The sequence below is a fragment of the Pseudoalteromonas ardens genome (assembly GCF_030125445.1).
Lineage (GTDB): Bacteria > Pseudomonadota > Gammaproteobacteria > Enterobacterales > Alteromonadaceae > Pseudoalteromonas > Pseudoalteromonas ardens.
This window is the reverse complement of the sequence record NZ_JASJUV010000001.1, coordinates 208,742-224,966: the sequence shown is the minus strand read 5'-3', so window position 1 is coordinate 224,966 and position 16,225 is coordinate 208,742. Positions and strand designations below refer to the sequence as shown.

Here is a 16,225-nt window from a genome sequence, read left to right as displayed (position 1 = left end):
CCCGTATCGAATACTGAAAGGCGGAGGTAGAGAGGTACCTGTATTAAAGGTATGAAATGAAAAGATGGCTGATAGATTCTGTCTATCAGCCATCTAAAGGAGTTCAATTGCCATGCCCCCCAAACCATAGCTTCAGGGTCGTCTGGTTGGTCTAAGCCTTAGCTTGCAACTCATTCAGATGATGTTGTGCCGCCAAACCTCTGTCTTCGAGGATCACATACAGACACGGCAAGATAAACAACACCAGAAAAGACGACGCAGCAATACCAAACAACAAACTCACCACCAGAGGCTGTAAGATCTGTGCCTGTAAGCTGGTTTCAAGCAGCAGTGGCAACATACCCGCAACGGTCGTCGCTGTGGTAATAAACACCGCCCGAAAACGCTCCCGCGCCGCCTGCACCGCAGCCTGGTGCGCATCCAGTCCTCGTTTTTGGTGCTCCTTGATATAAGTCACTAACAAGATAGAATCATTTACTACAATCCCGGCCAGCGAGACAAACCCCATCATACTTGGAATGGTAAAGTCATATCCCAGCAGTACATGTCCCCAAAGTGCCCCGATCAACGCCAGTGGGATCGCCAGCATAACCATCACAGGCTCCATGTAACTTCTGAACTGAAAACTCAGAATAATAAAAACCCCCACCAGCCCCATCAGAAACTTTTTACCAATTGACGACCCCGTGCTGCCACCCTCTTTCACTTCGCCTTCATAACTCACAGATAGCGAAGGGTACTCAATCAGCAAAGGGGCAACCACAGCTTTGTCGACTGCCGCAATGATCTCTCCGGTATTGGCAATCGCAGCATCCACATCACCAATAATGGTGACTGACCGCTGACCATCTACCCGATTAATGCGGGCATAGCCTCGCGCCGGAATAAGCTCCGCGACCGCTGATAATGGCAGTTGTCTGCCATCAGCGAGGGTGATGGGGTAATTCTGTAATTGCCACCAGGATGATTTATCTTCTTTTCTGAGTCTTACGTCCAGTTCTATGGTTTCATCACCGCGCTGAAACTCATCTGCTTTTTGACCAAAAAAAGCAGTTCTTAGCTGATTGGCTATGGTTGCGCCATCGACACCCAGCGACATTGCGCCAGGCAGCAGGCGTACCAGCCATTCCTCTTTACCCGGACGCAGGTCATCCATCAGGTTTTGCACACCGTCATATTCGGCCAGAGCCTGCTGAATAGCGAACGACGCGCTCGATAACATAGCAAGATCGTCACCATATAATCGGATTTCTATCGCGCGCCCGGCTGGGCCCACAGCTGGCTGCTTAAATGCCAGTGCCAACGCGCCGGGGATCTCACCAACCGCATCGCGCCAGCGGTCCTGCAACTCAAGCAGGCTGGTATTTCGGGTTTCGGCCGTAAGCAAATCAGCTCGCACGGTGGCAACATGTGTTCCCTCTTCACCGGCATCCTGGTTGCTGTTGTACTCAACAATGACGTTTTGTACCAGTGCCTGCTGTTGTGGCTGCGCAGGTGTATACTCCTGGTTTAAATCGTTCAGTTCATTCACTGCACGGGCCACCAGTTGTTCAGTTTCATACAATGGAGTACCCTGGGGCATCAGCAGTCGCATTTCAAGAATATCGCCCTCCAACTCTGGAAATGCTTTAAACTTCAAAAAACCACCAGCCATCAAAGAAATACTCAGGAAGAACACTGCCAGCACCGCACCGACTGCGGCATAGCGATAAGTGACGGCACGCTCAACCCACTCGACCAGCACCTCAGTGCGAAAACGTTCAAACCTTTGGTTAAAGCGCATTTTGAAGCCAGAGGCCGTTTCGTCCTGCTTGTTGTGCAGAGAATGTAACAGATGATTAGGTAGAATAAGGAAAGCCTCAACCAGGCTCACAACCAATACAGCCAGTAACATCTGTGGGAACACTTTCATGATCTGGCCAATATCACCCGCAATAAATGCCAGGCCGACGAACACCGAAGCCGTAGTTAAAAAGGAAGACAAAACACCCGGCGCGACCTGCTTAACACCTTTAATAACACCCTCATCAATGTCTTCCCCTCGTTCAACATGACTGGCAATACTCTCAGCAATTACAATCGCATCGTCCATCAGTATCCCGATGGCCATCAACATACCAACCATAGAGATCATATTGATGCTGACACCGAGCACTGTCATCAGCCAAAATGCACCAAGAAAAGAGATTGGCAGCCCCATCGACACCCAGAATGAATAACGCCAGGTAAAGAACAGCCACATTACGGCGAACACCAGCAAAAAGCCCTGCCATGAGTTGGTGCTGAGCATAGCCAAACGGTCAGAAACGATTTTGGCCTGATCTGAGGTCAGTGCCATCTCGATCCCGGCCGGAATTTGCTGCCGTTCCCGCTCAACAAACTGGTAAACCTGCTCCACCAAATCGAGAGCATCCTGCGCTTTGGTTTTCTTGATTTTAAGCAATGCTGCGGGTTTGCCATTGAACTCAACTTTCGCCTCGTCCAGTTCAAAGCGCTCTATGACTTGCCCGAGATCTTTAAGCTTAAGCTGACCGCCTGACTGAGTACTGGCGATCACCAACTCGCCGAGCTCTTTGGCGGTCACGCCTTGCTGATCAAAGCGAATTTGCAGCGTTTTGCCTTTGGTCTCTAAATTACCAGCGGGCAGTTTAATGTTTTGTCTTTCAATATGATTAACCACATCGTTTATCGACAACCCATACTGGCGCAGCAGCGACAAAGACAGTTCAACTCTCAGCTGACGGTCTGAAAAGCCATGGATCTCAACCAAAGAAATATCGGGCAATCGCTGTAGTTTACGTTTTACCGACTCAGCGTAATCTTTTAGCTCCGCTGCCGGCAGGTCTGCACTGATGGCTAAGGTAATGAGCGACTCAGTCCGGCCAAGCTCTTTGATAACCGGGCTCTCAGCCTTGTCCGGAAAGGTATCTATGGCATCGACCTCGGTTTTTACATCCGACATCAGCCGGGTGATATCACCGCCTTCTTGCATCTCGACAACCATTTTGGCCATGCTTTCGCGCGCTTCACAGCTGATCTGTTCTATATCGCTAAGTCCATCCATGGCCTCTTCCAGCGGCACACACAACGCGAGCTCGGACTCTTCCGGGTTAGCACCCGGGTACGGCACGCTGACCTGAATCTGGCTGGGCGCTATTTCGGGAAAGGTTTCTCGCTTTAGTTGAGGGAGTGCACTCAGCCCAAGCACAATGATGGCCAGCATCAGCAGATTGGCCGCGGTCGGATGACGGGCAAAATAAGCAATCATAACGCCGTCTCCTGAGCCGACTGAGCTTGGGTACGCAGCGCACGGCCAGGCACTGCAGGGATCACATCACTCAGCACCACCACATCACCTTCACTGACACCGCTTCTGATCACGGTGCGACCATTGGATTCAAATGCCACTTCAACTTGGCGGATCACTAGTTTGTCGTTTTCCAGCAGATAGAGCCTGCTACCGTGCAGCGCATCAGATGGCACAGATAGTAAAGGTCGTTCAGCACCTTTTACTTTTACTTGTACATACATGTCGCTGATCAAAGGCGGCCGTTTACCCGGCTCAAACGCTTTGTAGTCAAACGCCACATCAACAATCAGAGTGACCGTATTTCCCTGCGGGTCGATACTTTCACCGACGCTGGTGAGCTTGCCCTGCCAGTTAAACTGCTTGCTACCAATATATAAGCTGGCCTCAGCGTTCAGGTCCCAGGTTTGTACATCCGGGAATTCTCCCTCAATTAACTGAGGAGACAGATATTGACCAAAATGACGCATGTCACTCAGTGCAACCTGAACGGGGATCTCCATCAGATCGGTACGATGCGCTGTCACCAGGCTCTCGCGCTCGGCCACCACCTGCTGCATCTCCACTGTTTCTTCGGCGATGCGTGCATCAAAGGGTAAGATAATGGTGGTTTTTGCGAGTTTACGCTCAGCCTCACTCAATCTGGCCTGTGCCAGCTTCACTTTGGCCTCTGCTACCGCCATGTTGTCTGGATGCTGATCAACAGCATTGCGAACATCCAGCACTTTTTGTTCCTGAGCCCAGACATTCGCCTGCTCGGCATCAACCGTAGAAACAGACACTGACCCTGACTTAAGCAGACCTTGTTTACGCTTGAGCTCTTTTTGTAACACGCTCAGGCGCTGCTCCTCCAGGCGCAATGATAAAACGAGCTTTTCGTCATTGAGCTGAGTACGGGACAATTCGGCCCTGGCTGAGTTTAAGTCGGAGCGGGCCTGTGCCAATTTAAGCTCATAGTCTATCGGGTCAATTTTGAGCAATACAGTGCCGGCTTTTAGCGCCTTGCCCTTCTCAAGCTTAGGATGTCGATAAATAACCCGGCCACTGACCTCCGACAGCGCCTGCCAACGCTCTTTAGGACGCACGCGCCCAAACCCCGTCACATAAGGTTCAATCAGAGTACTTTTAACCTCTGCGGTCTCGACCAATAAAGCGTCTGTGCCATTGTTATGTTTTTGAGGTGATTTTTTGCTCGATGCCAGGGCGATTAGAATCAAAATTCCCAGAGCTGGTAATATCAGCAACCAGCGCCTTTGTTGCCAGTTAATCTTCATGTTTTTCTCGCTCTTTAAAACAGCCATACTTGAACATATTGGCGTTATGGGTTGCCATTTTTGCCAGCTGTTCATCGTTAAACTCTATGCCCATGGCTTTGGCCATGCCTTCACGCATATACCAGGGGAAAATCAACAGACCCATGAGGTTTAAAATGAGCAGCCTGTCGTCAAGCTCTTCTTTTATCAGTCCCTGCTGCTTAAACTGAGCCAGCATGCTAAAGAAAAACGGCTTGCGACTGTTTTGCAATGTGTCTATCAGATACTCGCGGCAAATTCCCTGCTCCAGCACGATTTCTTTGAACATCAAAATCGGAAATGAAGGAGACTGTTTAATCACGTCATAAAAGATGTGAAAGACATCTTCCACATCGAATGCTCTGTCCTGGTCAATGGCCTGCTCAATACCGGCAATCACCTCGCCGGTGACCTCCATAAACATCGCCTTGTACAGGCCTTCTTTATTTTCGAAGTAATAGCGGATCAGCGCCGCATCCACACCTGCCTCTTGTGCCAGCATACGCGTGGTTACCTGCGAATAAGGTGCTGTGGTAAAACAGCGCCTGGCAGCCAGCACCAGACGTGCTCTGCCATCTTCATCGTTTTTATCGGGACGACCTCGGGTTTTCATATTGCTCCTGTCTGCGCCTGCTCATATCCTGAAAACGAACATGAAGGAGGCGATTAATTCAACACCTGATGAATAAACCAATTCTAGGGCACTGATAATTTTTGACCACAGAAACAATTCTCCAAATCACACTGCTTTGATGAATAGCAAACGAAGTGAGATACGCGTTTTTTACTCCGGCCTCTTCAACACTGTGGTTTTTACAATCAAACAAGGCTGACCCTCGTAATTCGTTCGTTTTATGTTTCAGCAAAACCAACCGCCCCGCTGTCATCCCGGCCTCCGAGCCGGGAACTACTCAAACACAATTCAGCTGCCTAAGCTGTAGCGCTAAAGACAAACCGTATAAAACGAAACACCGATACCGTAGGTGAGTAGATCCCGTGTCGAACACGGGATGACGGAGAAAATGATAGGAATCGCAGATTACGAAGGAGCATGCATAGCCAGCCACAGAAATGAGAGGTTTGAGTACAAACTAAATACTCCAAAAATGGTCTTTCATGCACCTCGAGGGTAACCTATTTCATCGAAACCACTCGCCCCGCCGTCATCCCGGCCTCCGAGCCGGGAACTACTCAAACACGATTCAGCTGCCTAAGCTGCAGAGCTACAAACAAACCGTATAAAACGAAACACCGATACCGTAGTTGAGTAGATCCCGTGTCGAGCACGGGATGACGGATAAAAGGTCTAGATTAATAAATTAGAACGAGCCCGAGTTATAAACACACAGCTAAAACTGAGCGGGATAAAGCAGATAGAGCCCCATCGGCTTCATACAAAAATGAAAAACCAAAAAGCATACCTCTCATTACAACTAGATAGACGCGTACAAATCTCGCCAGTCCCGGTTGGTTCTTTCTATCAGGTCTACTTTCCAGCTCCTGCGCCAACGTTTGAGCAACTTTTCACGTCTAATTGCAGAGGACATGCTCTCGCAAGTTTCAAAATACACCAAATTGAAGATCTTATACCTGGCCGTGAAACACCCTTGATCAACCCTATTCTTGTGCTGCCAAACTCGTTGTTTCAAATGTGCAGTTACACCAACGTATAAAGTGCCATAAGGCGCTGAAGCCATAATATATACAACAGCTTGCATAAAGAATTCCTTTCCTTCGTCTGTCTGTAAAACTCTAGCATAGTAAAAAACACTGCCGCTTTTATTGAGCGCCCAAATGCCAAGTTAAGACCACAAACGCACTCTTTGATAACGCTGCTCTACTGACCAGAAATCCGCCAAGAGAAAATAAACAATTTGATAACCTGAATGACGCACTTCGCTACCCAGCCCAAATGGGTAGTAATTTTACCGTTAATTAAGTTAAAAATAATGAACACATTAATATTTAACTGCGCTATTATTTAACATGATAACAACAGGTGCATGCACTTACCTGAATGAAGGTAAGGCCAAAGGAAACTGCAGCTTGTAGAGATAACTTATTGAATAATAATACTTGAAGGAGCCAAGGCATGTTTGAACAGTTTAAGTCGTGGGCTACGTCTGCTCATAAATCTGGCACGGATATGTTTACTTCAAACTTAGTCCCACTGAGCGATGTAACAATTAAAACCGTGTTTAATCAGGGTGTTCATGATATTGCCAAGTACTCTCGCAATGGTCGCTCAGTATATATCAAGCATGTTTATCTCAATCGCCTTAACGAAACGGTAAAGCCAAACATCAGCGCCAGTGATATCGACTTTTTTCGCTCATTAGACCAAATATTTCAATATTGCTATGTGCTGGTTTATGTCAAATGCAGTCGTTCCAGTAAATACGATAGTGCCTTTTTTCTGGATGATTACGAGGCCATTAAAGGGATCAGCAAAAGTGAAGCCATGCAGCGCCAGACCGACCTGACCTCCATCGCCCGGATAATTAGAAGTGAATTGCTCTGACCTGCAGCCTGAGTGTGACAAGGTTACAAGCTTCAAGCGCTAACACAGTTCTAAACGCCGTTGTCTTGCTTAAATAACAACTGGTGTGCTTGTTCACATCATTAATCTGGCCCTTACCATGGACTCCAGAGTATCTCTCTAACCTGCCCCTGACTCTCAACATCACGATACGTGATGAAGTGTTTTTGAAACAATAAATATTCAATAGCACAAAATTCCCTCACCACACACTCTTTAAAGCTACGGTATTAAAAGCGATGTGCAGTTAACTTTTGCTGTATTACCTGAGCATAGCTGTTATCAAACTGGCGTTTGCGGGTTTCAAAGATAAACTGGATCTGAGTAAAACTAACCAGATCGCAAGGGTTTTCCTGCTCAAGATGCATATAATGTTTGAGCTGTGAGCGACCGCGCTGTGAACTCATAAGATAATAAACAAACGCCCAGCTGCTTCTGTACATTCTGCTCTGCGCTTTACCTCGCCATGAACCAGCAGCTTCAAACAGGCTATTCGGATGAAGCAGCTCGCCCGCCAAATAATCATTGCGCACCCAGGCTCCATTGGGTTTTAACTGGCTAAGATTCATAGAAGTTTCGATATATTCAAAATATTCAGCGGTGCCTTCGTTAAACCAGCGCGGTGTGTTGCCAAGCACAGCCTGATTAATAGCATGAACCGCTTCATGAATGGCTGTGCGCATGGCTTGTGCTTCACTACGAAATTCAACCACAGCAATGTTATGGGCGGTTTTGTATATTCCCTGATTCCCTGCCGCACTGGAGCCCAGAACATCCAACATTTTTTTATAGGCGCGGCGATTATTGGCAATCACAATACGCAGCTTCACCTTGCGCATTGCTCCCAGGCCAATGATCCCAGTGTAAGTGCGAAAGACAGCATTCAGCCTGGCTTCCAGGCGGTTCCGAAACGCCAGCCCCAGGACACCATAATCCAATTCCAGGTCAAAATAATCCAGTGCATGGTTCGATTTAAACTGGTATTCACTTGCCCCTTGTTGCGCAGGCCTGTCACTAAAGTGCGTAATACCCCTGTCATCCTGCCAGGTATAAATGCCGTCTGCACTTTGTGTTTTCACTGTCCCCAGCGACGCGCTATTGCAACGATACTGTGTTGGCGCACCATGGGTGCTGTGTTCAACTTCAAGGTTAACGGCCTGCTCGGAGGTGGAGCCTGCGCTTTGTAACCTGGCCGTGTCGCGTTGCTCCTGCTCAGTGGCATCCGCTACAATGTATCCTTCGAGCCCCAATCGGTCAGCAATCGTTTCCCGATTCAGATAAAGAGCCAGTAACACAAGCGCGGTAAGTATCAGGTTCGATGTCCAGTCTCTCATTGTCCGTCTCCTTGGCGACTGAAGTATCTAGATAGAGGGTTGATATCATAGCAGTCATGACGGCCAAATCCGTGTTATTTGTTTTTCTGTGTGGTCGCCCAGTGGTCTCTGATTTTCTGATAGCGGCCAGTCTGAACCAGTTGTTTCAGGCTGGTATTGAATTCGTCTCTGAGTTGTTTGTCTGTAAACGCAACATAGAACCAAAGCGGGTTATTCTCGAAGGGTAACAACACTTTACCCCACTGTTTATTGATGTGCACCGAAGATGACTGATTGAGTTCAGACAAATGCCAGCGCAGTAAAGTATCATCAATGAGGATCACGTCACACTTGCCATTCAACCATTCAATCACTTGCTCTCGTTGCTTTGAAAATTCCAGATAGTCTTCTTTACCCGCCACAATCTCGGTGAGCTCAAGGTGTTCTGACGCATTTTGCCACGCGCAGATACTGTGCCTGGCGAGCTCCTGCATTGAGGTCAGAGTGAAACCTGGATCGCGGCTGTGGATAGCATAGTTGCTATAAGAGATGAATGGCACGGAATAATACAAGCCAGGCTGAGCACGAGACATTTCAACCGCGACATCTATGTCACCGCGTTCGAGTAGACGCTGCATTCGTTTAATAGATACAAACAAGGTTTTGTATTGCCAGCCTAAAGGCGCCGCCGCCTGTTTAAATAGCTCAACACTGATACCAGAGCCACTGCGTTCATCCACATAAGGTGGACGACTCAGGCCAAACCCCACTACTAACTCTTTAGAAAATGCAGTATGACTAACCAGTAACAGATATGAAATGATGGCTATACCAGTCAGAGACTTACAGCGCTCCAGCATACAACAATCGAACCTTTTCAATAACTCAACTCAAATTTGAGTCTAGCATAAATTTATACATCTCCCTTTCAACCCAAATATTCTGATTATCGGGTAGAGCGATTAAAGCCCGTTCTGCCGCCAAATTAACGCCACCAATAACACCGCCCACGGTCACCCTCTACCCCGACACGTCGTCATCCCGTGCCTAGACACGGGAACTGTTTACAAACAAAACAGCAGCTGAGTGTATCGAGATTGTTCAGGCACAGATGTTTATCAGAAGGTGATGTGAAATATTATCAATTGGGCAAAGCTGACAAATAAACCGGGTCGCTGAAGTCATGAGTGATTGGGCAGCCAGCGTTCGCACTCAAGCCTGGATTCGGCGCTGTTTGTACATGCCCTATGGTCAGGGTACCCGCTTCATGCAGTGTGAGTATGGTATCGCCTTTTTCTAATGGCCCTTTTACACAGGGAGCGCTAAGTAACTCTGTGTGCACCTCAGGTTCAAAAGGCTGCTCTACCCAACGCTTCGGCTTAAACACATTGACCAGTGAAGTAATCAAAGGAGAGAACATCAGGCCACTTAATATCTATCGACTACTTCTGTCGCAGCCAGAATAAGCTTCCCTCTACACTCAGCCAGGCTTTTTTACCGCCCGCCTCAAGGTAATAATCGACTTCTTCTTCACTACCCGGCGTATAAGTATCAAGGCAAGGTTTTGCCTTTTTCTGCCCCGTAGCTATCTTCTGAAAATGACTGTTACGATCCTTAAGGGCTTTTTTGGCTTCGCGGCTATGGGATGTATCTCCCTCTGTGGCATACAGCATCAGAGCGTGTGCTGCCTGAGTAAATGTTGAGTACTCGCTAAACTGACCCAAACAATCTCTCAGCTGCGCCCAGTCCTGCATAACAATAAAACAATTCAGCAATAAATACCGGTTGCCCTGATTATCATTGGGGTTCAACTTAAGCAGATCCTGCAGCTCTTCAGCAGCTTTATCAGCGTTGCCATAGCACAGGTTTAAATGTGCCCGCTTAGCACGCAGCATCATATAAGGCCGTGTCTCATGCATTTTCCAGAAAACCCCCATGTTTTCAGTTCTAAAATCAGGGGTGATCATGTTCTCTTCGAACCGTTTAACCAGACTGTCGAACTCTGCTATCGCAGCCTCATCATCGCGGTCTAAAACTTCTTCCAGCATGTCGTTAAAAACTTCGTGGGCTTGCTCAAGCATTTCTTCATCGGTAATGCCGTACTCGCCCAGCACTTCAACCATATCATCGGCAAAGCGCATGGCGTAAGCCGTATTGGCGACATACGTTGGGATCATGCGGCGCTGTTTTAACAGCACTTTAGTAAAGTCCCCGCAGTCGTCTTCAAACTCTTTTTTGGCCTGCTCATAACTGGTAAAGCCACGCAGAATTTCTTTCAGCCACTGTAACTGCTGACGCTGCTCTGCATTGATATGCTCTGTATTTATCCAGGTGAGCGCACGCAACATCCCCATACAATACAGAGGTAAAGGTTTGCCAGCGCTCAGACTGTCTTGTGGATCTGTTTTAGATACCACGCATTGCTTAGGTAAGGTATTTTCATCTCTAACCATCCTGCGAAAGCACAAGGTATAGAAATCCATCACTGCTTCTAATTGCTTAGCATGTTCAAGTGTGTAGTGACCAAATAAGTGCTCAAGCCATTCACTTGGCAAAGGGGGCTGCAACGCAACACCCAGCCCCATTAAATATCCTTCAATGTAAAGAATATCTGGCTGGAGCTCACTATTTGCCGAAAAGGCTTTTACAGCTTTTTTAATCAACTGAATAGACATAGAAAATTGTTTTTGCATGAGTTTAGTGTGTTATACCGCCCAGCAGCGCGAAGGTAAAGGCATTAACCATTAAATAACAGCTGTTATACAAAAAAACCGGTTGTTCGCTCATTAAGTATGCACTTATGGAGCGTTAAAGATGGCTAGCCTTGTATAACCACGACAAAGTACGACATAAAAAAAGCAATGCCACACAGGGAGCCTGGCATTGCTATAAAGGCCATCTGAATATCCAGATGGTTCACATGAGACCGGAATCAACAAACACCCGATTTGTCAAAAATACCTATGGCGCAGATCGCATAAGCGGCGAGCATATACGCTCAGCTTTGTGTAACTCACAACCACAAAGACATCGCTATCATTTACATTTAGCCAATTAATGAGTGCGTAGTAATCCAGGTTCGCAAAACCAGACCTGTAATCTGCTTATCACCATTACATTCAATTGGGTACCACGCTATTGGCAGGTACTACAGTCGCACAGCATCTACAGCAAAAGCAATTACAGACGATTACAATGTAACCACATAAAAGGTACAAGCAAAAGCCTGACGGCATTAGATTTTGGTCGTATAGTGAACACTATTCATGTCAGCCAGGCGGCCTGTATTCAAAGTGCTTTGCGATACCAGGCGCACCTATTTGAAGGGAGTCAAAGGAGTACCTGCCGCGACAAGGAAAGTAGGGAAATAGAAAAGTAAAAAAGGCCGCTTACGCAGCCAAAAGCTCAATTAAAATAGTCACTTAAATTCAATCAGCGGACAATACCGCCAATAAGCTGTTATTAATTATCTGTACAAGTAACCGTTTCAATTAGCTCATAACAGCGATTTTTTGAGCCGCTGTCTTTTTGAACCCACTTTGTGCCACCGGCATAGCGAGCAAAAGTTGACTCATCTTCACCACACTTAGTGGTAAAACGAACCGCATCATCAAACCCGTTGATATGGCAATAGCCATACGCATTGTAGGCAGTCGCCCATACATCCAACTTTACTGAGCTGTTGGCATAAACACCCACGTTATGTAACACCACTTCTCTGGCCGCAGAAGAGAACGCACACGTGCTAAGCGCAACAGCAATAATCAGTTTTTTCATTTCTTAGTCCTTTCACTTATTTTTAGAGTTTCATTAACGGGTAATTTGTTACCCAACCTGATGATAAAATGTACTGATTGATTTTTTGCTTCATAATTGTGAATAAAGAGTTACCAGCATTTAGATTGAATTGTATTCAATGCTTTAATGATCTTCACAAAGGATTTAAACTAAAGGCGTTTCAAGCACATAAAAACAATAAGGATATCCCGTGCAGCAGTTTGGCATCTATGAACAACTAATCACACAGGTAGTAGAGCAACAACTTGATCGAGAGCGCTTTTATGTTGGCGAGCGTCAGCTAGAAAGTGATGAAGCAGCCATTTGGCTATCACGTTTTATGTCAAAGCTCATGCAACTCGCTATCGACAGCATACCAGCAGGCGAAAAAAACCGTTTGGAACAACAGATCCTGCTCGCTAACAAGTTTGTTTTTTGGCTTAAAGATCAGCTTAGTGACACGCATAGCATCGAAGAGAACTTAGTCAATACACAGGGTAAAATACTCACAGCCTTGTTCGACAAGCGTAACCCGTTGGCAGCTGACCTGGCACAATATAGTAATACCATCTTTCCTCAAACCGGGCTTACTCAAAGCGAGTTGTTCTCTGGTGCTAATGCGGGTTTATCTTTGGAAAGCGAGCTAAAGCGAGAAATACAGTCCTCAGATACAATATATTGGCTGGTCTCATTTATCCGGTGGACAGGGATCCGCATATTCAAAGAGGTGCTGCAAGAGTTTACCCAAAGCGGCAAAAAACTAAAGGTCATTACTACCTCATACATGGGGGCTACAGATCAACGCGCAATTGACTTTTTGGCAGATTTACCGAACACCGAAGTAAAAATCAGCTACAACACCCGCAGTGAAAGGCTTCATGCTAAGTCTTATTTATTCATGCGTAACAACGGGTTTCATACAGGCTATATTGGCTCTTCCAACCTCTCTTACTCTGCGCTGTCAAACGGGCTGGAGTGGAACTTAAAAATCACCAGCCAAGAAATCCCCCATATTATCAAAAAGTCGCTCAGTACTTTTGAAACCTATTGGGAGTCAGATGAATTTAAGTTATACACTGGTCAGGAAACCTGTAAGCAGAAACTCAAAGCAGCCTTATCAAACGATAAAGATCAGGTCTCAGATGTCAGCCACTATTATTTTGATTTAGCCCCTAAACCTCATCAACGCACCATACTTGATAAACTCAGTGCAGAACGAACACTCCACAATCGCACTAAAAACCTGGTAGTCGCTGCAACCGGTACCGGTAAAACACTTATTTCCGCTTTCGACTTCCAGCAATTTATCAAAGATAAGCCAGAAACCAAATTGCTCTTTGTTGCGCATCGTGAAGAAATATTAAAACAAGCCAGAGGCGCTTTTAGAACCGTTTTAAAAGATAACCAATTTGGGGAACTGTGGGTTGGTAATCATAAGCCAGACCATTATCGTCAGCTTTTTGCATCGGTGCAAACACTCAACAACCAGTTAGACTCACTAAACCTGACAGCCGATTACTTTGACTACATAGTGATAGACGAAGTACATCATATAGCAGCGCGTAGTTATCGAGATATCTTAAAGCTCTTTACTCCTCAAATACTACTGGGCCTAACTGCTACACCTGAAAGGCAAGATGGCGGAAATATCCTAAACGACTTTGATGGGGTCATTGCTGCAGAATTACGATTGCCAGAAGCGATCAACCAAAGGCACTTATGTCCATTCCATTACTTTGCAATTGATGATGAGACCGACTTACGCACGATTCCATGGAAACAAGGACGCTACGAGATAGCTGCGCTTACCCGGCTGTACACGCATAATGACCAAAGAGCGCGAAGAATTATCGCCAGTATGCAGGATATTCTCGTCAACGTGCATCACATCAAAGCGCTAGCGTTTTGTGTAAGTAAAGTTCACGCCGATTTTATGGCGAAGCAATTCAATTTAAATGGCATAAATGCAAATGTTTTAACCAGCGATAACACTCAAGAAAGACACAAAATGCAAACCGCTTTACGAAACGGCGATATCAATATTTTGTGTGTGGTCGATATTTTTAATGAGGGTGTCGATATTCCAGAAGTTGATACGCTTTTGTTCTTACGTCCAACCGAAAGCCTGACGCTGTTCTTACAACAACTAGGTCGGGGACTACGCCTGAGCAATCATGAAAAAGAGTGCTGTACTGTGCTCGATTTTGTCGGCAATGCCAGGCCCGAATACGATTTCGCCACCAAATTCAGAGCCCTGATTGGCAAAACAAATACCGCCATCGACAATGAAATTAAAGACGGTTTTCCACATTTGCCGCTGGGCTGTCGCATTGAGCTGCAAAAACAAAGCAAAGAAGTTATTCTCAATAATATTCGTAAGGCGGAGAATAACTTAAACAGGTTAAGAGCCCTAATTAACCGCTTTGCGCAAGATACCAAGCTGCCATTGACCCTGGCCAACTTTCTACAGGTTAACGCCAGTGTCACGCTTGAAGATGCCTATAAGGCCGCGCAATCTGGAATAAGTCGGTGGCATATTCTAACTCAACCTAAATTGGTTGAGCGCGAACTATTACTCATTAAAGCTTATAACCGTGCAATCAATACCCAACTGCTGGTGTGTAACTCACTTACCTATCTGAGCTTTCTGAATGCTTTGTGCGACAACCAGTTCGATGTATCACAAGTCAAACAGTTTGATAGCAAAACAAAAGATGCTTTGGCTATGATGACGTTTTACAACTTTTGGGAAGCACCACAAAATCAGGCAAACTCGAAATCCGTAGCCACGAGCCTTAGGGCATTGAACCATCCCGTTCTAACTGCTGAGCTAAAAGATGTATTACCTATTTTGATCAATCGTGTCGAACACTTAGAACAACCACTGACATCTTTGCCTAACAAAGCACTACAGCTACATAGCCGATACACTCGAGAACAAATCTTCGCGGCCATGGGAGAGCACACCTTTGCAAAACGCTCATCATCACGCGAAGGCGTCAAGGAGTTCAAGTCTCTGAATATTGAGATTTTGTTTGTCACTCTAAACAAATGCGAAAAAGTTTACTCACCCACAACTCTGTATAATGATTACGCCATCAGCCCTACCCTTTTCCACTGGCAAAGCCAGAACACTGCCCGCCCGGAACGCGGTAAGGGGCTGAGCTATATCCAGCATAAAGAAACAGGAAAACGATTATTTTTGTTTGTTCGCGAACAAAACAAAGACGAAAACGGCAGAACCATGGGGTTTGTCAATTTTGGCGAGGTCAGCTATGTTCAGCACCAAGGCAGTCAACCTATGGATATCACCTGGAAATTGAACCACCCCATGCCTAATGATATTTGGCATGAGGCGGGAAAATTAGCGGTGGGGTAAGTTACAAGCATTTCTGTTAACTATATGGTTCCATATCAAAGAGTTTTGCTTATTTTTTGACATCTGACATGTAATTGAAGTACAAAAAACACTCAGCATATGAATTTTCTAATAAGGATATGATTATGGAATCTCAAATGCCTCTTTTTAAAGAGCTCTCAACTACAGTTAGGGACTCTGCTACTCCCCAAGAGTCTAACCGAAGGTTTTGCAAAGAGCTGGAAACGGCATTAATTGACTTGGGTTTCTCACTTAGCCCAGATGAAAACCTTAAACCCAATTCTTTTTGTACACGACAAACTTACAAAGATATGTATGGTGCTGATCGCCAAAGCTCATTTTTAATAAACTCAGCACAATACGGGCTAGTTAGAGTAGAAGCGCACAGGCAAGAAAAATCAGGCTCAGTAGACCAAAAGTTTCCTTTCTTCTTTCAGTCTATGCTCGGTACGCCAGAAAAGTATCTGGTCATCGTCTTTGACGGGGACGGTTATAAAAAAGAAGCATACACTTGGCTTACAAGCAAAGCAGAATCAGTTGAAGACAAGGTCTTTAAAGTGTTCAGAACACTAGATCTCTTTCTAGAATGGATAACAAGTACCGAAAGAGATTAGATTA

At 46.0% G+C, this 16,225-nt stretch carries 12 protein-coding genes; 3 read left to right on the top strand and 9 right to left on the bottom strand.

Annotated elements, in window-relative coordinates; all coding sequences use genetic code 11:
• Positions 1 to 151: 151 nt before the first annotated feature.
• The 4 genes from QNM19_RS00820 to QNM19_RS00805 form a co-directional block, all read right to left on the bottom strand.
• Positions 152 to 3,268 (bottom strand): efflux RND transporter permease subunit, encoded by a 3,117-nt coding sequence (locus QNM19_RS00820; RefSeq protein WP_284026178.1) that lies wholly within the window; start codon positions 3,266 to 3,268, stop codon positions 152 to 154.
• Positions 3,265 to 4,581, bottom strand: a complete 1,317-nt coding sequence (locus tag QNM19_RS00815; RefSeq protein ID WP_049864315.1) for an efflux RND transporter periplasmic adaptor subunit — start codon at positions 4,579 to 4,581, stop codon at positions 3,265 to 3,267. The genes QNM19_RS00820 and QNM19_RS00815 overlap by 4 nt, the downstream gene beginning before the upstream one ends.
• On the bottom strand, positions 4,571 to 5,212 hold the full coding sequence (locus QNM19_RS00810; RefSeq protein ID WP_049864314.1) for a TetR/AcrR family transcriptional regulator: 642 nt from the start codon (positions 5,210 to 5,212) through the stop codon (positions 4,571 to 4,573). The genes QNM19_RS00815 and QNM19_RS00810 overlap by 11 nt, the downstream gene beginning before the upstream one ends.
• An 820-nt stretch (positions 5,213 to 6,032) precedes the next feature.
• Complete coding sequence (locus tag QNM19_RS00805; protein ID WP_049864313.1) at positions 6,033 to 6,317, bottom strand: GIY-YIG nuclease family protein; 285 nt, start codon at positions 6,315 to 6,317, stop codon at positions 6,033 to 6,035.
• Positions 6,318 to 6,691: 374 nt separating this feature from the next.
• Here QNM19_RS00805 and QNM19_RS00800 point away from each other — a divergent pair, with 374 nt between their 5' ends.
• Entirely contained in the window at positions 6,692 to 7,120 is a 429-nt protein-coding gene (locus QNM19_RS00800; protein WP_010380912.1) for a hypothetical protein, read from the top strand.
• Positions 7,121 to 7,368: 248 nt separating this feature from the next.
• Here QNM19_RS00800 and QNM19_RS00795 read toward each other — a convergent pair whose 3' ends face one another.
• The 5 genes from QNM19_RS00795 to QNM19_RS00775 all read right to left on the bottom strand — a co-directional run bounded on the left by QNM19_RS00795 (position 7,369) and on the right by QNM19_RS00775 (position 12,228).
• Positions 7,369 to 8,472, bottom strand: coding sequence for a DUF4124 domain-containing protein (locus QNM19_RS00795; RefSeq protein WP_049864312.1), 1,104 nt, complete (start codon positions 8,470 to 8,472; stop codon positions 7,369 to 7,371).
• Between the two features lie 74 nt (positions 8,473 to 8,546).
• Positions 8,547 to 9,311 carry a substrate-binding periplasmic protein gene (locus QNM19_RS00790; protein ID WP_049864311.1) on the bottom strand — a complete coding sequence of 255 codons (765 nt, stop codon included), beginning with the start codon at positions 9,309 to 9,311 and terminating at the stop codon, positions 8,547 to 8,549.
• A gap of 281 nt (positions 9,312 to 9,592) precedes the next feature.
• The gene (locus QNM19_RS00785; RefSeq protein ID WP_049864310.1) at positions 9,593 to 9,871 is read right to left on the bottom strand and encodes a hypothetical protein; all 279 of its coding nucleotides are present in this window, start codon (positions 9,869 to 9,871) and stop codon (positions 9,593 to 9,595) included.
• Positions 9,872 to 9,893: 22 nt separating this feature from the next.
• Positions 9,894 to 11,126 carry a UPF0149 family protein gene (locus tag QNM19_RS00780; RefSeq protein ID WP_049864309.1) on the bottom strand — a complete coding sequence of 411 codons (1,233 nt, stop codon included), beginning with the start codon at positions 11,124 to 11,126 and terminating at the stop codon, positions 9,894 to 9,896.
• Positions 11,127 to 11,913: 787 nt separating this feature from the next.
• The gene (locus tag QNM19_RS00775; protein ID WP_010380901.1) at positions 11,914 to 12,228 is read right to left on the bottom strand and encodes a hypothetical protein; all 315 of its coding nucleotides are present in this window, start codon (positions 12,226 to 12,228) and stop codon (positions 11,914 to 11,916) included.
• Positions 12,229 to 12,439: 211 nt separating this feature from the next.
• On the opposite strand from QNM19_RS00775, the gene QNM19_RS00770 reads away from it, so the two are divergent.
• Together QNM19_RS00770 and QNM19_RS00765 are read left to right on the top strand one after the other, a co-directional pair.
• Positions 12,440 to 15,607 (top strand): DEAD/DEAH box helicase, encoded by a 3,168-nt coding sequence (locus QNM19_RS00770; RefSeq protein WP_049864308.1) that lies wholly within the window; start codon positions 12,440 to 12,442, stop codon positions 15,605 to 15,607.
• Positions 15,608 to 15,732: 125 nt separating this feature from the next.
• Positions 15,733 to 16,221: a PD-(D/E)XK nuclease superfamily protein gene (locus tag QNM19_RS00765; protein ID WP_049864307.1), complete on the top strand. Its 489-nt coding sequence runs from the start codon at positions 15,733 to 15,735 to the stop codon at positions 16,219 to 16,221.
• Positions 16,222 to 16,225 lie beyond the last annotated feature (4 nt).

Excerpts from the sequence above, each read along its gene's own strand:
- QNM19_RS00780 (WP_049864309.1), bottom strand. The coding sequence starts at position 11,126 with ATGTCTATTCAGTTGATTAAAAAAGCTGTAAAAGCCTTTTCGGCAAAT.
- QNM19_RS00820 (WP_284026178.1), bottom strand. The coding sequence starts at position 3,268 with ATGATTGCTTATTTTGCCCGTCATCCGACCGCGGCCAATCTGCTGATG.
- QNM19_RS00790 (WP_049864311.1), bottom strand. The coding sequence starts at position 9,311 with ATGCTGGAGCGCTGTAAGTCTCTGACTGGTATAGCCATCATTTCATAT.
- QNM19_RS00775 (WP_010380901.1), bottom strand. The coding sequence starts at position 12,228 with ATGAAAAAACTGATTATTGCTGTTGCGCTTAGCACGTGTGCGTTCTCT.
- QNM19_RS00765 (WP_049864307.1), top strand. The coding sequence starts at position 15,733 with ATGGAATCTCAAATGCCTCTTTTTAAAGAGCTCTCAACTACAGTTAGG.
- QNM19_RS00815 (WP_049864315.1), bottom strand. The coding sequence starts at position 4,581 with ATGAAGATTAACTGGCAACAAAGGCGCTGGTTGCTGATATTACCAGCT.
- QNM19_RS00800 (WP_010380912.1), top strand. The coding sequence starts at position 6,692 with ATGTTTGAACAGTTTAAGTCGTGGGCTACGTCTGCTCATAAATCTGGC.
- QNM19_RS00805 (WP_049864313.1), bottom strand. The coding sequence starts at position 6,317 with ATGCAAGCTGTTGTATATATTATGGCTTCAGCGCCTTATGGCACTTTA.
- QNM19_RS00795 (WP_049864312.1), bottom strand. The coding sequence starts at position 8,472 with ATGAGAGACTGGACATCGAACCTGATACTTACCGCGCTTGTGTTACTG.
- QNM19_RS00785 (WP_049864310.1), bottom strand. The coding sequence starts at position 9,871 with ATGTTCTCTCCTTTGATTACTTCACTGGTCAATGTGTTTAAGCCGAAG.
- QNM19_RS00810 (WP_049864314.1), bottom strand. The coding sequence starts at position 5,212 with ATGAAAACCCGAGGTCGTCCCGATAAAAACGATGAAGATGGCAGAGCA.